This is a genomic window from Mycobacterium sp. 852014-52144_SCH5372336 (assembly GCF_001665615.1).
Lineage (GTDB): Bacteria > Actinomycetota > Actinomycetes > Mycobacteriales > Mycobacteriaceae > Mycobacterium > Mycobacterium neumannii_A.
In genome coordinates, this window is the sequence record NZ_LZSW01000048.1 from 182,016 (window position 1) to 207,549 (window position 25,534).

At 67.0% G+C, this 25,534-nt stretch carries 21 protein-coding genes and 1 pseudogene; 12 read left to right on the forward strand and 10 right to left on the reverse strand.

Features of this window, described 5'->3' with window-relative positions:
• The first annotated feature begins 69 nt into the window (after nucleotides 1–69).
• The 4 genes from A5759_RS14245 (at nucleotide 70) to A5759_RS25660 (ending at nucleotide 5,808) form a co-directional block, all read left to right on the forward strand.
• Entirely contained in the window at nucleotides 70–1,611 is a 1,542-nt protein-coding gene (locus A5759_RS14245; RefSeq protein ID WP_068198736.1) for a molybdopterin-dependent oxidoreductase, read from the forward strand.
• Between the two features lie 131 nt (nucleotides 1,612–1,742).
• Nucleotides 1,743–3,317 (forward strand): ATP-dependent DNA ligase, encoded by a 1,575-nt coding sequence (locus A5759_RS14250; protein ID WP_068198738.1) that lies wholly within the window; start codon nucleotides 1,743–1,745, stop codon nucleotides 3,315–3,317.
• Between the two features lie 50 nt (nucleotides 3,318–3,367).
• Nucleotides 3,368–5,662: a carbon starvation CstA family protein gene (locus A5759_RS14255; RefSeq protein WP_068198741.1), complete on the forward strand. Its 2,295-nt coding sequence runs from the start codon at nucleotides 3,368–3,370 to the stop codon at nucleotides 5,660–5,662.
• Nucleotides 5,605–5,808 (forward strand): YbdD/YjiX family protein, encoded by a 204-nt coding sequence (locus A5759_RS25660; RefSeq protein WP_082962124.1) that lies wholly within the window; start codon nucleotides 5,605–5,607, stop codon nucleotides 5,806–5,808. The genes A5759_RS14255 and A5759_RS25660 overlap by 58 nt, the downstream gene beginning before the upstream one ends.
• Before the next feature lie 21 nt (nucleotides 5,809–5,829).
• On the opposite strand, the gene A5759_RS14260 is transcribed toward A5759_RS25660, so the two are convergent.
• From A5759_RS14260 to A5759_RS14270, 3 genes are all read right to left on the reverse strand, one after another.
• Nucleotides 5,830–6,411 carry a carboxymuconolactone decarboxylase family protein gene (locus A5759_RS14260; RefSeq protein ID WP_068198744.1) on the reverse strand — a complete coding sequence of 194 codons (582 nt, stop codon included), beginning with the start codon at nucleotides 6,409–6,411 and terminating at the stop codon, nucleotides 5,830–5,832.
• 116 nt (nucleotides 6,412–6,527) lie between these two features.
• Nucleotides 6,528–7,751 carry a cytochrome P450 gene (locus A5759_RS14265; protein ID WP_068198746.1) on the reverse strand — a complete coding sequence of 408 codons (1,224 nt, stop codon included), beginning with the start codon at nucleotides 7,749–7,751 and terminating at the stop codon, nucleotides 6,528–6,530.
• A 36-nt stretch (nucleotides 7,752–7,787) separates the two neighbouring features.
• Nucleotides 7,788–8,816, reverse strand: a complete 1,029-nt coding sequence (locus A5759_RS14270) for an LLM class F420-dependent oxidoreductase (protein WP_068198748.1) — start codon at nucleotides 8,814–8,816, stop codon at nucleotides 7,788–7,790.
• A gap of 86 nt (nucleotides 8,817–8,902) precedes the next feature.
• On the opposite strand from A5759_RS14270, the gene A5759_RS14275 reads away from it, so the two are divergent.
• Entirely contained in the window at nucleotides 8,903–10,399 is a 1,497-nt protein-coding gene (locus A5759_RS14275; RefSeq protein WP_068198751.1) for an acyl-CoA carboxylase subunit beta, read from the forward strand.
• 155 nt (nucleotides 10,400–10,554) lie between these two features.
• On the opposite strand, the gene A5759_RS14280 is transcribed toward A5759_RS14275, so the two are convergent.
• The 5 genes from A5759_RS14280 to A5759_RS14300 are packed head-to-tail and all read right to left on the reverse strand — an operon-like array spanning nucleotide 10,555 to nucleotide 15,803.
• The gene (locus A5759_RS14280; RefSeq protein WP_068198754.1) at nucleotides 10,555–11,601 is read right to left on the reverse strand and encodes a TIGR03857 family LLM class F420-dependent oxidoreductase; all 1,047 of its coding nucleotides are present in this window, start codon (nucleotides 11,599–11,601) and stop codon (nucleotides 10,555–10,557) included.
• Between the two features lie 32 nt (nucleotides 11,602–11,633).
• Nucleotides 11,634–12,011 (reverse strand): nuclear transport factor 2 family protein, encoded by a 378-nt coding sequence (locus A5759_RS14285; protein WP_064398356.1) that lies wholly within the window; start codon nucleotides 12,009–12,011, stop codon nucleotides 11,634–11,636.
• Nucleotides 12,008–13,075: a phosphotransferase gene (locus A5759_RS14290; RefSeq protein ID WP_068198759.1), complete on the reverse strand. Its 1,068-nt coding sequence runs from the start codon at nucleotides 13,073–13,075 to the stop codon at nucleotides 12,008–12,010. Before A5759_RS14290 ends, A5759_RS14285 begins: the two co-directional genes overlap by 4 nt.
• Nucleotides 13,072–14,181, reverse strand: coding sequence for an alpha/beta hydrolase (locus tag A5759_RS14295; protein WP_068198762.1), 1,110 nt, complete (start codon nucleotides 14,179–14,181; stop codon nucleotides 13,072–13,074). The genes A5759_RS14290 and A5759_RS14295 overlap by 4 nt, the downstream gene beginning before the upstream one ends.
• Nucleotides 14,178–15,803 carry an NAD(P)/FAD-dependent oxidoreductase gene (locus A5759_RS14300; protein ID WP_068198764.1) on the reverse strand — a complete coding sequence of 542 codons (1,626 nt, stop codon included), beginning with the start codon at nucleotides 15,801–15,803 and terminating at the stop codon, nucleotides 14,178–14,180. The genes A5759_RS14295 and A5759_RS14300 overlap by 4 nt, the downstream gene beginning before the upstream one ends.
• 158 nt (nucleotides 15,804–15,961) lie before the next feature.
• On the opposite strand from A5759_RS14300, the gene A5759_RS14305 reads away from it, so the two are divergent.
• The 3 genes from A5759_RS14305 to A5759_RS14315 are packed head-to-tail and all read left to right on the forward strand — an operon-like array spanning nucleotide 15,962 to nucleotide 19,258.
• Nucleotides 15,962–16,960, forward strand: coding sequence for an aromatic ring-hydroxylating dioxygenase subunit alpha (locus tag A5759_RS14305; protein WP_068198767.1), 999 nt, complete (start codon nucleotides 15,962–15,964; stop codon nucleotides 16,958–16,960).
• Nucleotides 16,961–16,979: 19 nt separating this feature from the next.
• On the forward strand, nucleotides 16,980–17,594 hold the full coding sequence (locus A5759_RS14310; RefSeq protein WP_068198770.1) for a PaaI family thioesterase: 615 nt from the start codon (nucleotides 16,980–16,982) through the stop codon (nucleotides 17,592–17,594).
• A gap of 8 nt (nucleotides 17,595–17,602) precedes the next feature.
• Complete coding sequence (locus tag A5759_RS14315; RefSeq protein WP_068198772.1) at nucleotides 17,603–19,258, forward strand: acyl-CoA synthetase; 1,656 nt, start codon at nucleotides 17,603–17,605, stop codon at nucleotides 19,256–19,258.
• Here A5759_RS14315 and A5759_RS14320 read toward each other — a convergent pair.
• Nucleotides 19,242–19,598, reverse strand: a pseudogene (locus A5759_RS14320) (aldehyde dehydrogenase family protein); the annotation flags it as partial. The gene A5759_RS14315 and the pseudogene A5759_RS14320 sit on opposite strands and share 17 nt — an antisense overlap.
• A 283-nt stretch (nucleotides 19,599–19,881) precedes the next feature.
• Between A5759_RS14320 and A5759_RS14325 the strand changes: the two are divergent.
• From A5759_RS14325 to A5759_RS14335, 3 genes are all read left to right on the forward strand, one after another.
• Complete coding sequence (locus tag A5759_RS14325; RefSeq protein WP_068198777.1) at nucleotides 19,882–20,688, forward strand: SDR family oxidoreductase; 807 nt, start codon at nucleotides 19,882–19,884, stop codon at nucleotides 20,686–20,688.
• A gap of 67 nt (nucleotides 20,689–20,755) precedes the next feature.
• Nucleotides 20,756–21,964, forward strand: coding sequence for a cytochrome P450 (locus tag A5759_RS14330; protein ID WP_068198779.1), 1,209 nt, complete (start codon nucleotides 20,756–20,758; stop codon nucleotides 21,962–21,964).
• Nucleotides 21,965–21,967: 3 nt separating this feature from the next.
• Nucleotides 21,968–22,609, forward strand: coding sequence for a TetR/AcrR family transcriptional regulator (locus A5759_RS14335; RefSeq protein WP_068198781.1), 642 nt, complete (start codon nucleotides 21,968–21,970; stop codon nucleotides 22,607–22,609).
• Here the strand turns inward: A5759_RS14335 and A5759_RS14340 are convergent.
• On the reverse strand, nucleotides 22,593–24,071 hold the full coding sequence (locus tag A5759_RS14340) for an aldehyde dehydrogenase family protein (protein WP_369816205.1): 1,479 nt from the start codon (nucleotides 24,069–24,071) through the stop codon (nucleotides 22,593–22,595). The genes A5759_RS14335 and A5759_RS14340 overlap by 17 nt on opposite strands.
• Nucleotides 24,072–24,263: 192 nt before the next feature.
• On the opposite strand from A5759_RS14340, the gene A5759_RS14345 reads away from it, so the two are divergent.
• On the forward strand, nucleotides 24,264–25,478 hold the full coding sequence (locus A5759_RS14345) for a CaiB/BaiF CoA-transferase family protein (RefSeq protein ID WP_066842966.1): 1,215 nt from the start codon (nucleotides 24,264–24,266) through the stop codon (nucleotides 25,476–25,478).
• Nucleotides 25,479–25,534 lie beyond the last annotated feature (56 nt).

A 25,534-nucleotide genomic window follows, 5' to 3' on the forward strand; every position in this document is an offset into this window, starting at 1 on the left:
TAAAGCAACCTAGCTGACGTCACCGTTCGGTAAGCCCGTCGGGTCGCCAACGTGAGTACTTTGAGCGGCATGACGTCGCGCAGCACCAAGGCGATCGGCGGCATCGCCGCAGCCGCCGTCGCGCTGGGCGTGACCCAACTGCTCGCCGTCTTCGTCGGACCGCGGGCCGACTCTCGTACCGCCGTCGGGTCGGCGGTCATCGACCTGACGCCCGGTCCGGTCAAGGAGTGGGCGATCCAGACCTTCGGCATGGCGGACAAACTCGTCCTGTCGATGCTCGTGCTCGCGGTGATCGCCGTCGTGGCCGCCGCCACCGCGGCGTTGGAGACGCGGCGCTTTCCGATCGGCAGCGTCGCGATCGTGGCGGCCGGCGTCGCCGGGTGCGCGGCGGTGCTCTCGCGTGCTGGGGCGACCCTGTTGGACACCCTGCCCACGGTGGTCGGCGCCGCCTGCGGCGTCGCGGTGCTTCGGCTGCTGACATCGGGGCGGTTCACCGACGACGCCGGGCAGGCCGGCGACGACGGGCCCGATCCCGGCCGACGGCTGTCGTTGATCACGCTGGGCTTCCTCGGGGCTGGCGCGCTGACCGGAGTGGGCGGCGTAGTGCTGTCGCGCCTCACGACCTCGGTCTCCGGTGACCGCACGGCATTCGCGCTGCCGCCGGTCGACGTCGCCGCTCCCCCGATCCCGGCGACGGTGCAGCCGAAAGGTGTCGGGCTGGCGTCGTTCGTCACCAACAACGCCGACTTCTACCGGATCGACACCGCGCTGAGCGTGCCGCAGTTGAGTCGCGAGAACTGGCAGCTGCGGATCCACGGCATGGTCGATCGCGAAATCACCTTGCGCTTCGACGATCTCGACCAATTCGACGTGGTCGAGAAAGTGGTGACGCTCACGTGTGTGTCGAACCCGGTCGGCGGTGATCTCATCGGCAACGCCACGTGGACGGGATACCGCGTATCAGACCTGTTGGCAGAAGCCGGGATTCACCGTGACGCGGACATGGTGCTGTCGATGTCGATCGACGGGTTCACCGCGGGCACTCCGGTCGAGGCGCTCACCGACGACCGGGGCTCACTGCTGGCGGTCGGCATGAACGGCGAACCGTTGCCGACCGAGCACGGTTATCCCGCCCGCCTGGTGGTTCCCGGGCTGTACGGGTATGTCTCGGCGACGAAGTGGGTGGTCGACCTCGAGGTGACGCGGTTCGACCGCGCCCAGGCCTACTGGACGCGTCTGGGATGGTCGCCGCGCGGGCCGATCAAGACCGAGTCGCGGATCGACGTGCCGCGCAGTGGTCAAGACGTGCCCCGCGGGGAGGTGACGTTCGGTGGGGTGGCGTGGGCGCAGAACCGCGGGGTGCGCAACGTCGAGGTGCGCGTCGACGGACCCGACCGCCAGGGCGACTGGCAACAGGCCGAACTCGGCGCCGCCTACTCGAACGAGACCTGGCGGCTGTGGAGTTTCCCGTGGCAGGCCACTCAGCCGGGACCGCACACCATCACGGTCCGGGCCACCGACAACACCGGCGCGACACAGACCGCCGCGATTGCCCAACCGATCCCCGACGGCGCCACCGGCTGGCACAGCGTCGACTTCGAAGTCACCTAGTTTTCTCTGGCGCGAGCGACCGTGTCTGTCCCTCGACACGCCGCTAAAAGGCGTGCAATTGCGGTCACTCGCGCCCGACGGATGACCTCTCGCGGCTCAACAATGTCGGATCGGCGTGTCAGGCTGAACCCGTGCAGTTACTCGACGTCGCCACGGCGTCCGCCGAGGTCGGTGCGTCCTCGTCGCGGCTGGCCAAAACGGCTCGAATCGCCGATCTGCTGGGCCGCGCCGGCGAGGAAGGCGACGCCGATCAGGTCGCGGTCGTGGTGTCGTGGCTCTCCGGTGAGCTGCCGCAACGGCAGATCGGTGTCGGGTGGGCCTCGCTGCGCTCGCTACCGCGCCCGGCGGAGTCCGCATCGTTGACGGTGCCCGACGTCCATGCGCGGTTCACCGAGATCGGGCAAGTCGCGGGCAAGGGCTCGCAGGCACGGCGCGCCGAACTGCTCGCCGGGCTGTTCGGCGCCGCGACCGCCGAGGAACAGACGTTCCTGCGTCGGCTGCTGGGCGGTGAGCTGCGCCAGGGCGCACTCGTCGGCGTGATGGCCGATGCGGTCGCCAAGGCCGCCGGCCTCCCGGCCGCCGCGGTGCGCCGTGCCGCGATGCTCGGTGGTGACCTGCCCGCGGTCGCGGCCGCCGCCCTGACCATCGGGGAGGCCGCACTGGAGCGGTTCACGCTGACGGTCGGCCGTCCGGTCGGCCCGATGCTGGCGCAGACCGCAGTCGGCGTGGCCGAGGCACTCGAACGTCTCGGCGGCACAGCAGTTTTCGAAGCGAAGCTGGACGGCGCGCGGGTGCAGGTGCATCGGCGAGGCGATGAGGTATCGATCTACACCCGAAGCCTCGACGACGTGACCGCACGCCTCCCGGAGGTCGCCGACGCCGTGCTGGCGTTGCCGGTCACAACCGTGATCGCCGACGCCGAGGCGATCGCACTTAAACCTGACGGGCGGCCGCACCGCTTCCAGGTGACGGCATCGCGGTTCGGTCGCTCCGCCGACATCGCCGCCGCCGCGGCGGCCCAACCGCTGTCGGTCTTCGTCTTCGACCTGCTGCATGTCGACGGCGTCGACCTGCTCGACAAACCCACCGGTGAACGCATCGAGGTGCTCGACGCGCTCGTTCCGAAGCTGCACCGCGTCGACCGCCTCGTCACCGACGACGTCGAACAGGCGCGCGAGTTTCTCGAGGTGACGCTGGCCGCCGGCCACGAGGGCGTCATGGCCAAGTCGTTGACCGCGCCGTACGAGGCGGGGCGACGCGGAGCCGGCTGGCTCAAGGTCAAACCCGTACACACCCTCGACCTGGTGGTGCTCGCGGTCGAGTGGGGTTCGGGCCGTCGCACCGGCAAGTTGTCCAACATCCACCTCGGCGCACGGGATCCGCAGACGGGCGAATTCGTCATGCTTGGAAAGACTTTCAAGGGTATGACCGACGCCATGCTCGAGTGGCAGACCACCCGGTTCCTCGAGTTGGCCGACGGACCGACCGACGATTCCGGCTATCTGGCCGGCTCAGCCGGCCGTGTGGTGCGGGTCAGACCCGAGCAGGTCGTCGAGATCGCGTTCGACGGCGTGCAGACGTCGACGCGGTACCCCGGCGGTATGGCCCTGCGGTTCGCCAGGGTGCTGCGGTACCGCGACGACAAGAGCCCCGCAGAAGCCGACACCATCGACACGGTGCGGGCGTTCTACCAGCGCGGAAGCTGAAGCCCGCGGTTTTGACACGTCGTCGGCGCCGCCGGTGAAAAGATCGGCACATGGCATCTCCGACCGCTCCCGCAGAGCGCACAGAGGAAACCGAGGGCGACGTCACCTATATCCGCACCGACAAGGATCTGCCGCCGGTCGCGATCATCGACCGGTCGCCGATCACGGTCCGGCACCGGATCATCTTCGGCGTCATCGCCCTGCTCGGCGCGGTCGCGTGGGCGGTGATCGCGTTCTTCCGCGGAGAAACCGTCAACGCCGTTTGGTTCGTCATCGCCGCGATCTGCACCTACGTGATCGGCTTCCGGTTCTACGCCCGGCTCATCGAGATGAAGATCGTGCGTCCGCGCGACGACCATGCCACTCCCGCCGAGCTATTCGAGAACGGCACGGACTACATGCCCACCGACCGGCGGGTGTTGTTCGGACACCACTTCGCCGCGATCGCCGGCGCGGGCCCGCTCGTCGGACCCGTCCTCGCCATGCAGATGGGCTACCTGCCGGGAACCATCTGGATCATCATCGGCGCGGTCGTCGCGGGCTGCGTCCAGGACTATCTGGTGTTGGCGATCTCGACGCGTCGGCGGGGCCGCTCGCTGGGACAGATGGCCCGCGACGAACTCGGGACGATCGGCGGTGTGGCCGCCATCGTCGGCGTGCTCGTCATCATGGTGATCCTGCTGGCGGTGCTGGCCCTGGTGGTCGTGGGTGCGCTCGCCGAGAGCCCGTGGGGCGTCTTCTCGATCGCCATGACGATCCCGATCGCGATCTTTATGGGCCTGTACCTGAGGTTCCTGCGGCCGGGCCGGGTGTCGGAGGTGTCGCTCATCGGCGTCGCGCTGCTGCTGCTCGCGGTCGCCTCCGGCGGGTGGGTCGCCGAAACCGCCTGGGGCACGGAATGGTTCACGCTGTCGAAGGTGAGCCTGTCGTGGGCCCTCATCATCTACGGATTCGCCGCGTCGGTGCTGCCGGTGTGGTTCCTGCTCGCACCGCGCGACTACCTGTCGACGTTCATGAAGGTCGGCACCATCGCACTGCTGGCAGTCGGCATCGTGCTCGCTCGCCCGGTCATGGAGGCCCCGGCGATCTCGGCGTTCGCCGCTGAGGGCACCGGTCCGGTGTTCGCCGGATCGCTGTTCCCCTTCTTGTTCATCACGATCGCGTGCGGTGCGCTGTCGGGCTTTCATGCGCTGATCTCGTCGGGCACCACCCCCAAACTGCTCGAAAAAGAAGGCCAGATGCGCCTGATCGGCTACGGCGGCATGATCACCGAGTCGTTCGTCGCGATCATGGCGTTGATCACCGCGGCCATCCTCAATCAGCATCTGTACTTCGCGATCAACGCGCCCGCGGCCTCGACCGGTTCCACCGCCGAGACCGCGGCGGCCTATGTCAACAGCCTGCCGATCGAGGGCCCGCCGGTCACCGCCGAGCAGATCACTCAAGCCGCCGAGAGTGTCGGCGAAGAGTCGATCGTGTCGAGGACCGGCGGTGCGCCCACACTGGCGTTCGGGATGTCGGAGGTGCTGAGCAAGGTCTTCGGCGGTGATGCGCTCAAGGCGTTCTGGTACCACTTCGCGATCATGTTCGAGGCGCTGTTCATCCTCACCACCGTGGACGCGGGCACCCGGGTCGCGCGGTTCATGCTCTCCGACGGTCTGAGCAACCTCGGAGGTCCGCTGCGCAAGCTGAAGGACCCGAGTTGGCGTGTGGGAGCGTGGATCTGCAGCCTGGCCGTGGTGGCGGGTTGGGGCAGCATCCTGCTGATGGGCGTCACCGACCCGCTCGGTGGCATCAACACGCTGTTCCCGCTGTTCGGTATCGCCAACCAGTTGCTGGCCGCGATCGCCTTGACGGTCGTGACCGTGGTGGTGGTGAAGAAGGGCCTACTGAAATGGGCTTGGATACCGGCGATCCCGTTGCTGTGGGATCTGATCGTGACGATGACGGCGTCGTGGCAGAAGATCTTCTCCGGCGATCCGAAGGTCGGCTACTGGACTCAGCACTTCCAGTACCGCAACGCGAAGGACGCCGGTGAGACGGCGTTCGGCGCGGCCAAGGACGCCGGCGAGCTCGACGCGGTCATCCGCAACACGTTCATCCAGGGCACACTGTCGATCGTGTTCGCACTGCTGGTGCTGATCGTGTTCATCACCGGGGTGATCATGGTGATCCGGACGCTTCGCGGCACCGCACCGCCGACGACCGAGGACGAACCGGTGCCGTCCCGGATCTTCGCGCCCTCGGACCTGCTCATGACCAAGCCGGAGAAGGAGGTGGCCAAGCAATGGGACGCGTTACCGAAAGCGCACGCAAAATCGGTTCGTACTGGCGCACATTCGTAGGCGACCTGATGGGCGACACCCACTACCGCCGGTACGTCGAGTACCGGTTGCGGACCCATCCGGGTGAACCGGTGCTCTCCGAGCGGGACTACTGGCGGATGCGGCACGCCGCAGCCGAGGCCAATCCGGGTGCGCGCTGCTGCTGACCTGGCTTTCGACCTCCACGGCTAGCCCGAGGCGACGACCCCCTCGGAAATCCAGGGTGCCGCAGTCGTTTTGGCGCTCCGGAACGCGCTGGGGACATCGTCGGTGACGGCCCACGTCGCGGCCAATCGGCCCATGCCCACCGCGTACGCACAATGCACGCCGAGTTCGACGAGTTCCTCTTCGGTGAAGTGGTGCCGAAGGTCGTCGTAGACGGCATCGTCGATCGCGAGGTGGTCGGTGGCGAACAGATCGGCGAACCGCAGCGCGTTGCGCTCGGCGTCTGACAGGTCGTCGGCCTCCTCGGGACGTTCCAGTGAGCAGACCGCGTCCTCGGTGAGCCCGGCATCGACCGCACTCTGGTAACGCACCGACATGCAACTGCGGCACTGGTTGTGGAACGCGATGCGCAGCCGCACGAGCTCCACGAGCCTCGGCGACAGGGTGCCACTGGATTGCAGCGCGGCCCGAAGCGAGCCCAGCGCGGCAGCGACGTCGGGCCGATGGCCGAGTATCGAGGCCACGCCGAGGTTGATCCGATCACCTTGGCCCAGATCGTCGGTCGGAATCGCAGCAAAGGCCGTCGACGGCGCAACTCGGGACATGGCCACCTCACATCGCAGCGGTTCTCGGGTGGGGCCACGATATCTCGCGCGGGCGCCACCGTGGGTCAAACCAAGCGCGGGCCGACAACCGATTCGGCGAGTGACCGGGCTTCCGCTCAGGCCGTCAGTGAATAGCGGATCGGCAGGTGTTTGAGCCCGCCGACGAAGGTCGTCGCCACATACTCGGGGCGGCCCGCCAGCTCGACACCCTTCAGGCGGGGCAGCAGCTCGCTGTAGAAGCTGTTGACCTCCATGCGGGCCAACGCCGCCCCCAGGCAGAAGTGCACGCCGTACCCGAACGCGACGTGCTTGTTCGGGTCGCGAGCGATGTCGAAGCGGAAGGGATCGTCGAACACATCCTCGTCACGATTGCCCGAGACGTAGGACAGCAGAACCGATTCCCCCGCCGCGATCGGCACCCCGCGCACGGTGGTGTCCTCGGCGGCCGTCCGCATGAACGCCTTCACCGGTGTGACCCAGCGGATCATCTCCTCGACCGCCAGCGGCATCCTGTCGAGGTCGCGACACAGTTTGTACCGTTGCTCGGGGTTCTCGATGAGCGCCAGCATCCCGCCGGAGATGGTCGCGCTGGTGGTGTCGTGCCCCGCCGCGGCGATGATCGCGTAATAAGAGATCGTGTCGATGTCCGACAGCGGTTCGCCGTCGATGGTCGCGTTGGCGATCGCTGATGCGAGGTCAGCGGTCGGGTTCTCGCGGCGCGACGCGGTCAGCGCGGTGAAGTACTCGAACATCTCGACCAGCGCCGACATCTGGTCGGCCTGGTCCGTACCCCGCTTGAACTCGTCGTCGTCACTGCCGAACAACTCCTGGGTGAGCTTGAGCATCAGCGGGAAGTCCGACTCCGGGATACCCAGCAACGACATGATGACGTACAGCGGGAAGTTCACCGCGACCTGCTGGACGAAGTCGCACTCGGTGCCGATGTCCAACATCTTGTCGACGTACACCTTGGCGAGTTCGTCGACGCGGATCTTCAACGCGCGCATCGCCTTCGGTCGAAACCAGTCGGCCCCGATGGCACGCACCACGCGATGCTGCGGATCGTCCATGTGAATCAGGGTGCGTACGCCGATCGCCGCCTGCTGCTCGTCGCCCTCTTCGGTGACCAATACCGGCCGCGGATGATTGGTGAAGAGCGTGTTGGCCCGCTCGATGTCCATGATGTCGGCGTGCTTGGTGATCGCCCAGAACGGGCGGTAGTTCGGCACGTCCACCCACGAGACGGGCGCGTTGGCGCGCAGATGCGTCAGCGCGTCATGCAGTTTGGTTTCATCGGTGTAGGCCTGCGGGGTGGCGAAGACCCTGGCCGCCTCGTCCATAATCGGTGTGCTCACAAGAACTCCTCTGCCGAACCGTCACCTGCCGCGCACGTCCTCCAGCACGGCAACTATCGTCGTTTCGTCGATCGAGCGCGGGAATCCGATCATCACCCGGTCGATCACGCCGTCGCACCGGTCTGCGATCTTGGCCGCCAGCTTGTCGATCGGGGCGACGACCGCGAATGCCTCCAGAATCTGGTCGTCGATCAGCGTGCCCATCGCGTCCCACTCCCCGGCGAGGCTGAGTCGGTGCAGTTCGTCGTGCAGATCGCCCCACCCGTGCAGCGCAAGCACTTTGCGATAGGCCGGGGTCGACCCGTAGAAGGCGATCTGCTTGCGGGTGGCGACGGCGGCGTCGGTGACCTCGCGCTCGTCGGCGCCGGTCACCACGAAAATCGGACAGGACACCTGAAAGTCGCTGCGCCGCCTGCCCGATCGGGCCATACCGCGCTCGAGCGCCGGGATGGTGACCTCTTCGAAGTAGCGTTTAGTCGTGAAGGCATGGGCCAGAACGCCGTCGGCCACCTCGCCGGCCATCTCGGTCATCGCCTCGCCCACCGCGGCGATGAACACCTTCGGGAACCCGTAGTCGTGCGGTTCGGGAGTGAACATCGGCGTCATCAGCTTGTGCGTGTAGAAGTCGCCCTCGAACCGCAGCCGCGAACCGTCGCGCCAGCACGTCCAGATCTCGCGCATCGCGTGCACGAATTCGCCCATGCGGCGCACGGGTTGGCTCCACGGCATGCTGAACCGCTTCTCGATGTGGGGCCGGATCTGTGAACCCAGACCCACGATGAGCCGGCCCCGCGAATAGTCCTGCAGATCCCAGCCGATGTTGGCCACGGTCATGGGGTTTCGGGCGAACGCCACCGCGATGCTGGTGCCGAGATCCAGTGTTTCGGTGTGCTCGGCGGCGAGCGTCAACGGTAGGAACGGGTCGTGGGCCACCTCGGCCGTCCAGCACCCGTCGTACCCGCGCCGCTGCAGCGTGCCCGCCGTTTCGGCCACGTCGGCGAGCCGACTGGAGACCGCCCCGTCGACCTTCAGGCCGGCGCCGCTAAGCATGGTCGTAGACGCTACAGTAAGCAATTCAGTATGGTCAACGAGGTCATGCCGGTGCGACGATCGCCTATCCATGGACAGGAGTTGTGATGACCAAGGCCGAGGATTGGCATGCCACGCTCGACGAGCTGTCGCGGCGGCGCCAGACCGCATACGACATGGGCGGCGCCGAGCGGGTCGCCAAGCACCGCGACAAAGGCAAGCTCGACGCCCGCGCGCGCATCGAGTATCTGCTCGACAAGGGTACGTTCCGCGAGTTCGGCACATTGGTCGGCGGTGACATCGCCGCCGACGGCATCGTCGCCGGCTCCGGCTTTCTCGACGGCAAGCCGGTGATGATCGGCGCCGAAGATTTCACGACGCTGGCGGGCAGCATCGGCCCCGGCGGAAACTCCAAGCGGTACCGATTGGCGGAGTTGGCCGTGCGCGACAAGGTGCCGCTGGTGATGCTGCTGGAGGGCGCGGGCTTTCGCCCCAGCGGCGAGCACTACGGCCGCACACCGACTGACCTTCTCGCCCAGGCCCAGTGTTCGGGCAAGGTGCCGATGGTCGCCGGTCTGCTCGGGCCGTCGGCCGGACACGGCGCGCTGGTCGCACCGGTCTGCGACTGGACGATCATGAGCCGGCAGGGCGCCATCTTCACCGCCGGCCCGCCCGTGGTGAAAGAGTCGACGGGCGAGGATATCTCGAAGGAGGACCTCGGCGGTCCGACGGTCGCGATCGCCAGCGGCGTGATCCACAATATCGCCGAGGACGACGAAGCCGTGCTCGACGACATCCGCCGCTACCTGTCGTACTTTCCGGCCAGCGCGTGGTCGTATCCGGATTCACTTCCCGCTGATGAGGCGGCCGCCCCGCGGAGCACCCCGGAGCTGCTCGAGCTTGTGCCCCGCGGCAATCGGCGCGTCTATGACATGCGGCGCGTGCTCGACGTCGTCTTCGACCGCACCGACTGGTTCGAGGTTCAGCCGAAGTTCGGGCCCGCGATCATCTGTGCGCTGGCCCATCTCGGCGGCCACCCCGTCGCGGTGGTGGCCAACCAACCGCAGGTGATCGCCGGTTCCATCGACGCCGACGCCGCGGACAAAGCGGCGCACTTCATCACCGTCGCCGACTCGTTCCACCTGCCGATCGTGTTCCTCGCCGACAACCCCGGCATGCTGCCCGGGAGCCGCTCGGAGAAGGCGGGCGTGCTGCGCAGCGGCGCGCGGATGTTCGCCGCGCAGACCGCGGCGACGACGATCAAGCTGCACGTCACGCTGCGCAAGGCGTACGGTTTCGGCTCGATGGTGATGTCGCTGTTGGGATTTGACAACCAGAGCGCGACGTTCGCCTATCCGGGCGCAACGATGGGCGCGATGAGCGCGGCCGCACTCAGCAAGGCGTCACACGCCGCCGAGGATGTCGAGGCGCGGCTTCGGCAGATGGAGGTCGAGGCGTCGTTCCGCTCGGCGGGTCACCTCGGTTTCGACGACCTGATCCATCCCGAGGAGACCCGCAACGCGCTGCTGTGGGGGCTGCAGCGGGCGGTCTACAGCCGCCAGTCCGCCCCCGAACCGGTCGCCCGCACGGTCATCACGCCCTGACCTCCAGGTTCCTGCGCGAGCGTCCGTGTTTGCCCATGACACGCCGCCATATCTCCCGCGAATGCGCAGGGCCGCGGGCCGGTGAGCGTGCGCGTGGTGCGCATTTTCCGCGGCGTGTCGCCGACAGACGCGCACGCTCGCGCAGATGGGGCAGTTCACAGTGACGCGCGGTAGGCGGCGACGATCGGTTCCAGTTCGTCGGGCGTCGCGCCGTGCATGATCAGCGCGTCGGCGCCGTAGTCGAACTCCTTGCGGATGCGCTCGACGCACTCCCGGGCCGATCCGGTGGCCGACGGCTCCAACCATTCGTCGGGGATCAGGTTCGCGATGTGCTCGATCTGCTCGGCCGACGCCTTGTGGTCGATACCGCCGGGGATCGACTGTACGACCTTGTCGTCGCGGAAGCGTTGCAGTACAGCGGGATCCCAGCCGTTGGTGCTGACCAGGAGATCACCGTAGCCCTGCAGGTAAGTCGCCAGCCGGGCCACCGTCTTCTTCAACCGCAGCTCTTCGGGTAGGTGGTCGCCAACCGTGGCAAAGCATGACCACACCCGCACGCTCGACGGATCGCGGCCCGCCTTCTCGGCGGCGTCCTTGACCGTCTTCACGGCGCGCTGCAGGGTCTCGGGAGTGAAGTAGGTGTGCAGGACGACGTCGTCGAACGCCCGTCCGCCCAGCGCCAGCGTCTGCGGTCCGAACGCCACGATCGCCAGCCGGATGTCTTCGCGGAAGTCCGGATCGAGGAACAGCACCTGATACTTGCCGATCGGGCCGTCGTGGTTGAAGATCACCTCGCCGTTCCACAGCCGACGCATGACCTGGGCGAAATCCTCCATCTGCGCGGTCGTGACCGACGGAATGCCGAACGCCGCGTACATCGCCGCGACCCCGCGCCCGATGCCCAAGGTGAAGCGGCCGCCCGAGAGGCGGTGCATCGTCGTGGCCCACGATCCGGTGATCAACGGATGACGTGTGTTGTGATTCGTTGCCGCCGTGGCGATCTGCATGCGCGATGTGACCGCGCACGCCGCACCCACCAACGACGACGCTTCCTTGACGTTCCATCGTTCGGAGATGAACGCGGTGCCGAACCCGAGCTCCTCGCCGCGGCGGGCCTCGTCCATCAACGTGGCCGGACCCTCACCCCCGGCGCCCGCCAACAGGTAGTAGCCCAGTTCGTCGAGCACTTGTTCGTCGCTCATTTCCCCATATCGCTTCGCTCCTGCCCGCCGGATCACGCCCACACTCCTTGCTTGTAGCCGCAGTTCCACACCTCGACGATCCTGCCGTCGACCACCCGGAAGACTTCCATACTGCCGATCGTGGTCTGCGTCCCGTCCTTCATCGTGATCGGTGACTGGTAGACGATCGCGACGTGCTCACCGTCGTCGCCCGCCACCACGAGGTTCAGGTCGAAGCGGATGCTCTCCGAGACCTGCCACATATCGACCACCCGTCGCACCGCCTGCTCGTGCGTCAAGACATGCGCCGGCTCCCCCACTTCGTGGCGAATCACCGTCTCGCCCAACAGTTCCTCGGCCAGTGCAAAGTCCGCCTTGTTCCACGCCACCAGGTTGTACAACTCCACCACCTCGCGTGCGGACCGGCTCATGAGAACACCTCCAGGGCGTCGATGGCATCGATCGCGGCCACGGCGCGGTCGGTGAGCGTCAAGCACAGTCGCCGGGACCGTTCCGGCAACGCGTCCCACCCGTTGAGCGTGATGACCGGCAGCACCATCAGATAGACCGCGGCGAAGCGGTAGTGCCGCCACGCCTCCTCGAATTCGTATGCAGATCCGTGCGCGGCGATGAAGTCGAGGTACTCACGCAGCAGCGCCTCGTCGTGGCCTTCCCGGACGTCGGTCGGCAGGCCCTGGGTGACGAGGTACGCGATGTCGGCCGCGCCCGCGCCGCGGGCGGTGAACTGGAAGTCGACCACCTTCATCCGGTCGCCGGAGAAGAAGAGGTTGTCGGCCCGGATATCGCCGTGCAGCACCATGTCCCGTTCGGCGAGCACGGGCAGCGCCGTGACCGCGCGTTCGGCGAAGCGTTCCGCGAACGCCGCCACAGCGGGCGGGACTCGCACCGCGGTCTGCGCCCGGTAGATCTCCCATCCCGGCCCGAACGCCGGCAGCAGCAGGTCCCTCGCGATAGGGGTGTCGATGCTCGGAAACTGCTCGAGCACAGCCGGTTCACCCGACCACGCATGCAGGCCGGCCAGTTCTCCGATGCAGATGCGGGCCCGGTCCATCGTCAGCCCCGCCAGGTGATCGGCGTTGTCCCACGCTGAGAGGTCTTCGAGCAGCAGCACGAAATCGACGCCGTCATCGGCCATCCGGGCGGTGTACACCCGCGGTGTGTCCATCGGCGCCCGCCCGGCGACGTCACGGTAGAAGGACACCTCGCGCCGGTAGCCGCCCAGCAGCTCCATCGCGCCGCGCGCCTCCGACACCGCGGGAAGCTTGGCGATCAATGTGGACGGCACCGCGGTGCCGGTCAGGTGCAGCCGGTACAGCAGTGACGAGAACCCGCTGTCCATCGCGATCTGCTCGGCGCGGATCTCGTCGACCGTCGCGCCGTCCAGCCCCGCGTCGGTACGGAGCGCTTCGGTCAACCACGCGGCGTCGATCTCGTCGATTCCACCGGGCACCGCGGCGGCCGTACTCGCCGTCATCGCGCCCCGCTTCCGCTGACCGCCCTGAGGAAGCGTTCCGAGGCCCGCTGCACACCGCCCGCGAACAGGTGGCCGACGTGGCTGCCCCGGTGCCAGAACAGTTCGCCGCCCCACCGCTCGTGCAGTCGCTCGGCCGGCTCCCGTCGCGCCATCTGGTCGTGCCACGCCCCGACGATGAGCCGACGCTCCGGCGGAGCCGTGGGCTCCACGGCCTGGTAGTCCACGACCGACATCACGCGCTCGACGGGCTCTGACCGCAACAGGTCGACCGTGTCGCGCACCGACGGTCCCCACCGCCCCAGGTGTGCGGCGATCATCGCGTTCAGCCCGAAGATCGGGGTGTAGACCGCGACGGCGTCGACGTCTTCGAGGTGTGAGACCAGGCCCGCCACGGGGCTGCCCATCGAAACCCCCGACACCACAACCGCACTCGCCTGCGGCCGCAGCCAGCCGAGCACCGCCCGCACCTCCGACACCACGCGGATCATGCCCGCCAGGTTGTTCAGCGGATCCATGTTCGGATAGGTCGGCCACCGGTCACGCCGGACGCCGCATCCGGGCTGCACCGGCAAAGCGATGTTGTACCCGAAGCGTTCCTGCAGCCGTCGCGCCCGCGAGAACACCAGGTCGATCGGCAATCCTTGGCCGGCCCCGTGCACCCACACCAACCACGGCCGGGTCTCGTCGCCGCTGCGGCACAGATGGACCACCGCCGTGGCGGGGCCGCCGAACCCTTGCAGCGATGATGGCAGCTGGGGGTCGTGCTCGAAGGTCAGTTGTTCGTATCGGGATCGGCCGAACCGGCGCTGCCGGATCATTCTGGGCCGCAGTTCATCCGGCTCGACGTGCACGCCCCCCATGCCCAAGCCGGCCAGTTCCTCTGCAGCGGCCGCGCAGGACTCGACCGTGCGCTCCAGACGCGGTGGAGGTGCGGTCAGCGTCATTCCGGTCAGCGCCAGTTCGTCGAGCATGACCTCACCGAGCTGCCGGGCACCGCTGCGCGACAGCGGCCTCCAGTCGCCGGGCGCAGCCACCGCGGCGTGGGCTCGCGGCACGACACCGGCGAAGTCTCGCCCGATGCGGTATGCGCGTTCGGCCGGTCTCATGCCAGCTTGAACCCGGTGTAACCGGCATCGGCGACCTCGTCGCAGCGACGCCGGTACTCCGGAATGCCCGCGGTGTAGCCCATGTACATCCGCTTCTTGCCCGGTACGTTGCCGCCGTTGTACCAGGAGTTGCACGACGGATGGTCGAGCACCGTCGGTGCCACCAGCGATGTCGCGTGTTCGATCCACTCGCGTTGCGCGTCCGGCAATGCTTCGATGCTGCGATACCCGTTGGCTCTCAGGTACCCAATGCAGTCGCCGATCCACTCGACGTGCTGTTCGAGCGCGGTCACGAAATTGCTTGCCGGGGCGGGGCTCCCGGGCGCCTGGATGATGAACAGGTTGGGGAAGCCCGCCACCGCGATCCCCAGGTATGCGTACGGCCCCTCGGTCGTCCAGAAATCACCGAGGGACAGCGCGTCGCGCCCGGTCACCGCGATCCGCGTCATCGCCCCGGTCATCGCGTCGAAGCCGGTCGCGTAGATGATCACGTCAAGCTCGTGGTCGGCCTGTTCCGTTCGGATGCCCGTCGGGGTGACCTCCACGATCGGACCCTTGCGCAGGTCGACCAGCGTCACATTGTCGCGGTTGAACGTCTCGTAATAGCCCTGGTCGATGATCGGGCGCTTACACCCGAACGGGTGCGACGGGGTCAGCGCCGCGGCGGTCTCGGGATTCTTGACGATGCGCGCCACCGCCTCGCCGTAGAGCTTGGCCGCCATCTGGTTGGCTTCGATGTCGAAGAACACGTCGCCCCAGCTGAGCGCACCTATGATGCCGCCCTCCTCGACGGCGCGCAGTTGTTCGTCGCGCGACGCGGACTTCAGCGGCGGTTTGGTCATCATCTCGAACATCACCGAGAACGCACTCAGCCGGGCCGCACCCACCGCGTGTTCTCGTTGCGCCGCGCGGATCTCGGCGTAATTGGCCTTCAGCTCGTCGAGCTCGCCGTCGTCGAACCGGCGGACCTCCCACGGCAGCGTGTAGGCCGGCGATCGCTGGAACACGGTGAGGTGGCCGGCCTGTTCAGCCACGACCGGGATCAGCTGTACCCCGGTCGAACCCGTCCCGATCACACCGACCCGTTTGCCGGCCAAGTCCACGTCGTGCTTCGGCCACCGACTCGTGAACAGCGAAACCCCCTCGAAGGCACCCATGCCGGGGATCTCCGGTTCCTTCGGCACCGACAGGATCCCCGTCGCCGCCACGACGAACGGCGCGACGAACGCCTGCCCGTCCGCGGTCCGCACCTCCCACTCGGAGGCGGCCTCGTCGAAGGTCATCGCGGTGACCTCGGTGTGGAATCGGATGTCGCGGCGGAGATCGAGTCGGTCGGCGACGAAGTTCAAGTAGGCCTCGATCTCGGGCTGGCGCGGCATCGTCTCGGTCCACACCCACTCCTGCTCGATCTCCTCGGAGAAGCTGTAGGAGTACTCGATGCTCTCGATGTCACAGCGCGCACCGGGATACCGGTTGAACAGCCATGTGCCCCCGACGTTCTCGGCCTTCTCCAGGATGACGGTGCGCAACCCCTGCTCGCGCAGTCGATGCAGCGCGTACAGCCCGGAGAACCCGGCCCCGACGATGATCGCGTCGAAGCGGGTGGAATCGGATGTCGTCACAGGTGTGCCCTCACGTCAAGAAGTGGAGATACTGTAACTATTACAGTATTGCGCCGGATCGCAGGTCGATTTCGGTGAACCCCGCCGGATCGTCGCTGCTCCTGAAACCGCTACTGTAAGCTCTTCCATTACTACGCGGACATGGGAGGCGGCGCGGGATGAAAGTACCGTTCACCTGGAAGGTCACTGGCTGGTTCATGATCGGCTGGTCCGCGGAGTTCCCCGCGGGTGAGACGCGGCCGCTGCGGTACTTCGGCGAAGACCTGGTCGCCTACCGCGACGAGGCGGGCGAACTGCACGTCCTCTCTGCGCACTGCCGGCATCTCGGCGCGCACATCGGCCACGGCGGCAAGGTCGTCGGCGATTGCGTCGAATGCCCCTTCCACGGCTGGCGATGGGGCCCGGACGGCACCAACCGCTACATCCCCTACCAGCCCGACCGGCCCAACAAGGCGCTGCGCCTACGCGTCTTTCCGGTGCGCGAGCAGTACGGCTGCGTGTTCGCCTGGCATCACCCCGAAGGCGAGCCGCCGCGGTGGGAACTGCCGGACCTGTTCAAGAAGTTTCCGCAGTTCCCGATCGACGAAGACGCGTATTACCGCCCGTACCCGGAGTTTTCGAGCCGCGCGGAACGCGAGCCGGTGCATCCGCAAATCGTCGCCGAAAACGGCCCAGACAGCGCACACTTCCACTACGTGCATCACGCGACCGTCACCCCCAAATGCCTCGACTGGGAGATCGTCGACGAGGAGTGGCGGTTCCTGACCGGGTGGCCCGACACCTCCAGCGACGACCCGGACAAGATGGCGCTCTACATCCACAGCCACCTGTCCGGTCTCGGATTCGCGATCAGCGCGTTCGAGGGCTCGTCGAACCACCGGCTGATCTTCGCGTGCACCCCGATCGAGGACGGCTATTCGGACATGTTCTATTCGATCTGGTGGCCGCGACTGCCCGGTGACACCTCCGACATCCCGCCCGAGGAGGTGCGCCGCAAGGTCGAGCGCCAGTTCATGGGGACGGTATGGGACGACCTGAACATCTGGCGTTACCAGGAATACATCGAAAACCCCGCCCTGTCCCGCACGGACGCGAAACCGTATATGGCGCTGCGGAAGTGGGCGACACAGTTCTACGACGTCCCCGCAACGGTATGAAGCCCGCGGTAGCCGAGCAGTGACCGACACCGAGGACCACATCCGCGAATTCGCCAGGGTGAAGCCGACTCTGGGTACTCCGGAGATGGGCCGGTTCATCTCGGCGCTGCGCCGACTGCAGAACATCACGGTCTCCACCGATCCCGACGCCGCGCTGTGGAACGACTCGGCCGCACTGCTCGAGGACATGTGCGAACGCCTCGAAGCACACCAGGCTCCCGCCGGCGTCGCCCCCGCGGGCCGGGCGCCCAACCTGCCCGGTAACGGCCATCCGTTGATGCCGCCGTGGCAGGTCGCGACGTCCGGACCGGACGAGGTCATCATGCGCGGGTACTTCAGCCGCTTCCACGTCGGGGGCAACGAGGCCGTGCACGGCGGCGTCATACCGCTGTTCTATGACTGGCATTTCGGCATGGTGGTGTCGGCGGCGGGCCGACCCGACAGCCGCACCGCCTACCTGCATGTGGACTACCGACGGGTGACGCCGATCGAGGCGCCGCTCGAGGCCCGGGCATGGATCGACTCGGTCGAGGGGCGGAAACTGTTCGTGAGGGCGGCGATGACGGACGCGGACGGCAACGTACTATCCGAGGCCAACGGTCTGATGATCAAACTGCTTGCCCACCAGCCTTGAAAGGCGCGATGTCTGTGACCACACAGTTCACCGTCCCGGCCGCCGCCGACACCGTCGCCGCCGTGATCGGCGACCGAGAGTTCATCGTCCAAGGCGATCGCCGATACACCTACGCCCAGGTCGTCGAGCGGGCCAACCGCCTGGCCGCGTTCCTGCACAGCCGCGGGCTCGGTTGCCATGTCGAGCGTTCCGAGCTCGCTGGCCACGAGGTGGGCCAGGACCTGCTGGGCATCTACGCCTACAACGGCCCCGAGTACATCGAAGGCATGCTCGGCTCGTGGCGGGCCCGGGTCGCACCGTTCAACGTCAACTACCGCTACGTCAAGAACGAATTGCAGTATCTGCTCAACGATTCCGGCGCCAGTGCGCTGCTGTATCACGCGACGTTCGCGCCGCGCGTCGCCGAGGTCCTCCCGGGTCTGCCGAACCTTCGGGTGCTCATCCAGATCGCCGACGAGTCGGGCAACGATCTGCTCGACGGCGCAGTCGACTATGAGTCGATCGTCGGCTCGGGCACCGCGGTGTTGCCGCCCATCGAAGCCTCTCCCGACGACCTCTACGTGCTTTACACCGGCGGCACGACGGGCATGCCGAAGGGTGTGCTGTGGCGTCAGCACGACATCTTCATGACCTCGTTCGGGGGCCGCAACATGGCCACCGGCGAGCTCATCACCTCACTCGACGACATTGCCAAGCGGGTCACCGAAGGCCCCGGCACCAAGATCCTCACCCTGCCGCCACTCATGCACGGCGCGGCCCAGTGGGCGGCGATGACCGCGATGACGACGGGCCAGACCATCGTGTTCACCGCGAATCCCGCCAGCCTCGACGTCGACGAGGTGGTGGAGACGATCGAGCGGGAGAAAGTCCTCGTGGTGCAGGTGGTCGGCGATGCGGTGGCACGTCCGCTCGCCGACGCGATCGAGCGCAGTTCGGCCGACCTGTCGTCGCTGGCCGTGGTGGCCAACGGCGGAGCGCTGCTCACGCCGACCGCCAAACAACGGCTCATCGACGTCAAACCCGGCCTCATCGTGATGGACGGTGTGGGGTCCTCGGAGACCGGCATCCAGATGAACCACATGTCGGCCCCCGGTGCGGTGTCGACCGGCCAGTTCAACGCGGGTCCCGATACCTTCGTCGCGTCCGAGGACTTCACCGCGATCCTCGAACCCGGCCACGACGGCATCGGATGGTTGGCGCAGCGGGGTTATGTGCCGTTGGGATACAAGGGCGATGCGGACAAGACCGCCAAGACCTTCCCGGTGATCGACGGTGTGCGCTACTCGATTCCGGGCGACCGTGCCCGCCATCAGGCCGACGGGTCGATCGAACTGCTGGGCCGCGATTCGGTCACCATCAACTCCGGCGGCGAGAAGATCTTCGCCGAAGAGGTCGAGACCGCGCTGCTGTCACATCCCGCGGTCGCAGACGTCGTGGTGGCGGGCCGGCCCAGCGACCGGTGGGGCCAGGAGGTGGTCGCGGTCGTCGCGCTCAGCGAGGGTGCCAGCGCCGACGCCCAGGAACTCATCGACCACGCTGCGAATTCCATTGCGCGCTATAAACTTCCGAAAGCCGTGGTGTTCCGCCCCGCGATCGAACGCAGCCCCGCGGGCAAGGCCGACTACCGCTGGGCCCGGGAGCAGGCGATCAGCGCGAACGCCTGAGCCGACGCCTGGTCCGGTTGCGCGCCAGACGCAGTCCGAGCGCGGTCGTCGCCCGCATCGACGGTGTGAACGGCGGCGCCGCGCGTCCGGTGATGGTGAACGGCAGGTCGGTGCCGACGACCGTGCGGTGGTGACTGAACGCGTCGAACCCCGCTTTGCCGTGGTAGGCGCCCGTCCCGCTGCGCCCCACTCCCCCGAACGGTGCCGCCGACGGAATCATCTGCGCGGCGAAGTCATTGCGCGCCACGCCGCCGCTGCGAGTGCCGCGTACGAAGCGCCGAAACTCGGCGTGGTCGGGTCCGTACCAGTATGCGATCAGAGGTGAGGGCCGCCGGTTGAGCGTTGTCCAGCACCAGCGACAGCAACCGGTTGATGCGATGGCGCCGTTCGGCAGCACTCGGCGGGCCGTCGGTCAGGAATGCGCTCCGTTGGCGTTCGACAACGGCTGACATCGCCTCCCGCGGGGCGCTTTGGGTTGCGCTGACTTGAATTGTGCTCTCGCTCATCGCACCACCATCTCCGCAAGTGATTGTCTGCCGCACCCGAATTGTTTACTGTCGTGCTTACAGTCGGCCATTCGAATAGTACGCCGACACCACTCGGCCGCGAAGGGAACGGATGAGATGACGGAGAAGCGCAAAGTCGTCGTAGTCGGCGCGGGGTCGGGCATCGGGGCAGCTCTCGCGACGCACTTGCACGAGCGCGGCGATCACGTCCTCGCCGTCGACGTCCGCGACCACTGCACGCCCGCCTCCGAATCCGCCCGCTGCGATCTGCGCGATCCGGCAGACATCCGGGGTCTGATCGACTCGATCGGGTCCGGCTGGGACATGCTGGCGCACGTCGCGGGCGTCCCCGGCACCGCGCCGGCTGCCGACGTGCTCAAGGTCAACTACCTCGGCATGCGACTGGTCATCGAAGGCATGCTCCCCCGAATGCGCCGAGGCGGGTCGATCGTCGCGGTCGCCTCCACCGCCGCGCTCGGATGGGACCAGCGCATCGACACCCTGAACGGCCTGCTCGAACTCAGCGACGCCGACGCCGTAGAGCGCTGGCAGGCCGAGCAGGATCCGGACTACCCGGTGTACAGCACGTCCAAGCAGGCGGCGATCCTGTACGCCAAACGACTTGCGGGCCCGGCATGGACGACGTACGGCGTGCGGGTCAACACCGTGAGCCCCGGCCCGGTCGAGACTCCTATCCTCACCGACTTCGAACAGACCATGGGCAAAGAGGTCTTGGACATGTGCAAGGCGACCGTCGGGCGCCATGCATCGGTCGACGACATCGTGCCGGTGATCTCGTTCCTCGGGTCCCCGCAGGCGCGGTGGATCACCGGCCAGGATCTGCAGGTCGACGCCGGCTTCGTCAACTCGATGCTCGCGGGCGCACCGGTGCAACTTCCCCAGCCTGCACCTATCGTCACGTAGCCCTATACTGTAAGCTTTACAGTACCCATGCTCGTTACGTGTCCGGACCAGACGAGGGAGATCATTCGTGGATAGCCCCGTGCAGGACGTCACGGTCGACGAAACCTTCGACCTGCTGCGAGACCCCTACCCGATGTTCGCGCAGAAGCGGCGGGAAACCAGCGGCGTGTTTCGCGGCAGCGTCATGGACTGGTCCCAGGCGCCGGAGGCGATGCCGGAAAACCTCTATGCGGCCGTGTCTTTCGACGCGGTCAACCGGGTCTTCCGCGACGGCAAGGTGTTCAACTCACACATCTACGACAACACCATCGGCCTGTTCATCGGGCCGACCATCCTGGCGATGGAGGGCAAGAAGCACTGGGACCACCGCAACCTGGTGTCCTCGGCGTTCAAGTCGAAGTCGTTGGCGCGCTGGGAACCCGAGGTCGTGCGCCCGGTGGTCACCGCGCTGATCGACGAGTTCATCGACCACGGGAGCGCAGACCTGGTTCGGGAATTCACATTCGAGTTCCCGACCCGCGTCATCTCCAAGCTGCTCGGCCTGCCCGAGGAGGACCTGCCGTGGTTCCGCAAGCGGGCCGTCGAATTGATCAGCTACCACGTCCGGTACAAGCGCGCATTCGAGGCGTCCGCCGCGCTGAAGGACTACTTCCTGGCGCAGATCGACAAGCGCAGGTCCAAGCCGACCGAGGACATCATCGGCGATCTGGTCACCGCCGAGATCGACGGCGAGAAGCTCAGCGACGAGTCCATCTACTCGTTCCTGCGGCTCCTGCTGCCCGCGGGGCTGGAGACCACTTACCGGTCGTCGGGAAACCTGCTGTACCTGTTGCTCACCCACCCTGAGCAGTTCTCAGCAGTACAGGCCGACCGGGAGCTCATCTCGCCGGCCATCGAAGAAGGCCTGCGGTTCGAGACGCCGTTGACCACCGTGCAGCGCTACGCGACCGAGGAAACCGAACTCGGCGGTGTCACCATCCCCGAGGGTTCGGTGATCGACGTATGCATCGGATCGGCCAACCGCGACGAAAACCGGTGGGAACTCTCCGAGGAGTTCGACATCTTCCGCAAGCGGACACCGCACATCTCCTTCGCGGCGGGCGAGCACACCTGTATGGGCCTGCATCTAGCGCGCATGGAGACCCGGGTCGCGATGGAATCCCTACTGGACCGGCTGACCAACATCGAACTCGTCACCGACGACAACCCCCACATCGCCGGCCAACCCTTCCGCTCACCCACGGCGTTGCCCGTGACGTTCGATCCGGCCGGCTGATCGGTGGCCAAAGCCGCGGGCGGCCGTACCCGCCAGCGCCGTGACCGCGGCTCGATCAGTGCCGATGAGATCCTCGAGGGCGCACTGCAGGTCGCACAAGAGGTCTCGATCGAGAACCTGAGCATGCCGCAACTCGCCAAGCACCTCGGCGTCGGCGTCACCAGCATCTACTGGTACTTCCGCCGCAAGGACGATCTGCTCGACGCGATGACCGACCGGGCGCTGGAGCGGTTCGAGTTCACGGTGCCGACCATCTCGGCGTCGAACTGGCGAGAGTCGTTGCGCGACCACGCCTTGACCATGCGTAAGCGGTTCCGTGCGGACCCCATCCTCTGCGATCTGGTGCTGATCCGCGGGCAGTTCGGACACCATGCGATGCACGGTGCGCTGCAGAAACTGGGGCAGCCGATCGGGGCGCTGGTCGAAGCGGGGCTCACGGTCGACCAGGCCGCCGAGACGTATGGCGCGATCTCGGTGCACATCCGGGGTTCGGTGGTTCTCGAGCGTCTGCAGGAACGAACGGAGGGCTTTCCCGCCCAGCGCGCCGACGGCGGCCGCTACATCGGGTTCGCCGACGACGTCGACTTCGGCTACATCCTCGACAGCATCCTCGACCATGCCGAGGCGATCATCGCGGCGGCGTAGCACCGCTCTTGGACGCGCGGTAGGCGACCGTCTTGGACTCCAGGTACTGTTCGAAACCTTCGACGCCGCACTGTCTTCCGACACCGCTGCTCTTGAACCCGCCGAACGGCGCATCGGCCCCATAGAACATGCCTCCGTTCACGCCGAACGAACCGGTGCGGATGCGACGAGCGATCGCCATCCCGCGCTCCAGTGAGCGCGACGAAACCGCGCCCGCCAACCCGTATGCGCTGTCGTTGGCGATCCGCACCGCCTCGTCGTCGTCATCGAACGGCAGCACCACCAGGACCGGACCGAATACTTCCTGCTGCGCGATCGCCGCATCGTTGCCGACGCCGACGATCACCGTCGGCGCCACGTAATGGCCGTCCGCCAGATGGTCGGGGAGGTTCGCGACGGGCCCGCCGCCCGCGGCGATCTCGGCACCGTCCGCACGGGCCTGCTCGATCGCGTCGAGGACCCGCTTCTTCTGCGCGGCGCTGATCACCGGTCCCACCAACGTGTCGGGCTGGACCGGATCGCCTACCGGCACACCCTGATAGGCGGCGGTGACCGTGGCGACGGCCTCGTCGTAGCGCGACCGGTGCACAAGCATGCGCGTCGTGGCCGCACAGGCCTGACCCGCATGCACGCACACTCCCACCGCCGACCCGACGATCGCCGCGGGCGGGGCGTCGTCGAGCATGATCGACACGGACTTGCCGCCCAGTTCCAGAAACATCCGCTTCATCGTGTCGGCGCCCTGCCGCATCAAGCGCTTGCCGACGTCTGTCGAGCCGGTGAACGAGATCATGTCGACGCGGGGATCGGTGCCGAGCAGCGCGGCGACATCGTTGGACGGTGTGGGCACCACGTTGACGACACCGGGCGGGATGTCGGTGTGCTCGGCGATGAGCCGGCCGAGCCGGGTGGCGTTCCACGGTGTGTTCGGATCCGGCTTGAGCACGACGGTGTTGCCGGTCGCGAGCGCGGGCCCGAGCTTGTTGAGGATCACCTCGATCGGGAAGTTGGACGGGGTGATCGCGGCGACGACGCCGACCGGTTCCTTGATCACCGTACGCACGTTGCGCTCGCCGAACAGCCCGCCTCCGTCGAGCGTTCGCTCCCATCCGAAGTCGAGCATCAGCCGCGCGGGGTACCGGAGGCCGTCGGCCAATGGCCAATCCAGTTGTGCGGACCGGGTTGTCATCACCGGAGCGCCGACCTCGGCGATCAGCTCCTCGCGCAGCTCCTCCTGCTCGGCTTCGATCGCGAACTGCAGCTGATCCAGGCAGCGCGCGCGCAGGCGTCGATTGGTGGCCCAGTCGGTCTCATCGAAGGCACGGCGGGCGGCCGCAATCGCGCGGTCCATGTCCTCGGCCTCGGCGGCGGCCGTGCTGCCTAGCAGTCGGCCGGTGGCCGGGCTCAGGTTGTCGAACTGTGCGCCGGAGGCGGCCTGCACAAGTTGTCCGTCGATGAGCATCCGCGATTCGGCGCGACCCGCCGCTCGCTTGCCGACGTCGATGCTGGTCTCGGTCCGTTCCTCTGGATTCCTGGCGGAGCTCAAGCGGCTACCTCGTAGACTCTCACTGCGGGACGACTAACTGTAATGCTTACAGTAAGTTTATACAACAGCCGGAGCGCCGGGTACGAGGAGCCGATTTTGGTCAAGGTCATGGAGGGCGTGCGCGTCCTCGAGGTCGCACAGTTCACGTTCGTTCCCGCAGCGGGGGCGATTCTCGCCGACTGGGGCGCCGACGTCATCAAGGTCGAACACCCGGTGCGCGGCGACACCCAACGCGGCTTCATCAACATGGGCGGATTCCAACTCGACCCCAACCGCCATCCACTGATCGAGCACCCCAACCGCGGTAAGCGCAGTGTGGGCATCGACGTGTCGACGCCCGAGGGTCAGGAGGTGCTCTACGAGATCGCCAAGACCTCGGACGTCTTCCTCACCAATTACCTTCCCGCGCAACGGCAGAAGAACAAGTTCGACGTCGAGCACATTCGCGCCGCAAACCCTGACATCATCTACGCGCGCGGCAGCGCATACGGCGACAAGGGGCCCGAGCGCGACGCCGGTGGTTTCGACGGCACCGCCTTCTGGACCCGCAGCGGCGTCGGCCACGCCTTGACCCCCGAGGAGATCGGCGGTGCGCTGTCGCAGGGCATCCCGGCGTTCGGCGACTCGATTGGCGGGATGAACATCGCGGGTGGGATCTCGGCCGCGCTGTTTCACCGGATGCGTACCGGCGAGGCGGTCGAGCTCGACGTTTCGCTGCTGAGCACGGCGTGGTGGGCCGGCGGGGCCAGCGTGACGCAGGGTATGGAGACCGGCGAGACCATGCGCTCGCTGATGCCGGATGCCGCGGGCCCGAGCGTGAATCCGTTCATGGCCAACTATCTCACCTCCGACGGCGGCACGATCAACCTCTGCATCGTCAGCCCGACCGGTTACATCCGCGACGCGTTCGAGCATCTGGAACTGCCCGAACTCGCCGACGATCCTCGCTTCGGCGACGTGATGCCGTTGATCGAGAACGCCGCGGCCGCAGTCGAATTGATTCGGGAGAAGATCCGCAGCAAGCCGTTCGAGTACTGGCGTCAACGGCTGAAGACCATGAAGGGCCAGTGGGCGCCGTTCCAGAGCTTCCTCGATCTGACCACAGACGAGCAGGCCCTCGCCAACGACATGGTGGTCGAGGTCGAGGCGGCCGACGGGGGCGAGCCCTTCAAGGTCGTCCGCGGCCCGGTGCAGTTCAACCACGAGCCGCTGGAGACGACGCGCGCACCGCAGGCCAGCGAGCACACCGAGCTGGTGCTGATGGATATCGGCATGGACTGGGACCGCATCGAAGCGCTGAAGGAAAAGGGCGCCATCGCCTGAGCTTCCTTGTTGCGCGAGCGACCGTGTTTGCCCGCCGACACGCCGTCGCACGTGTG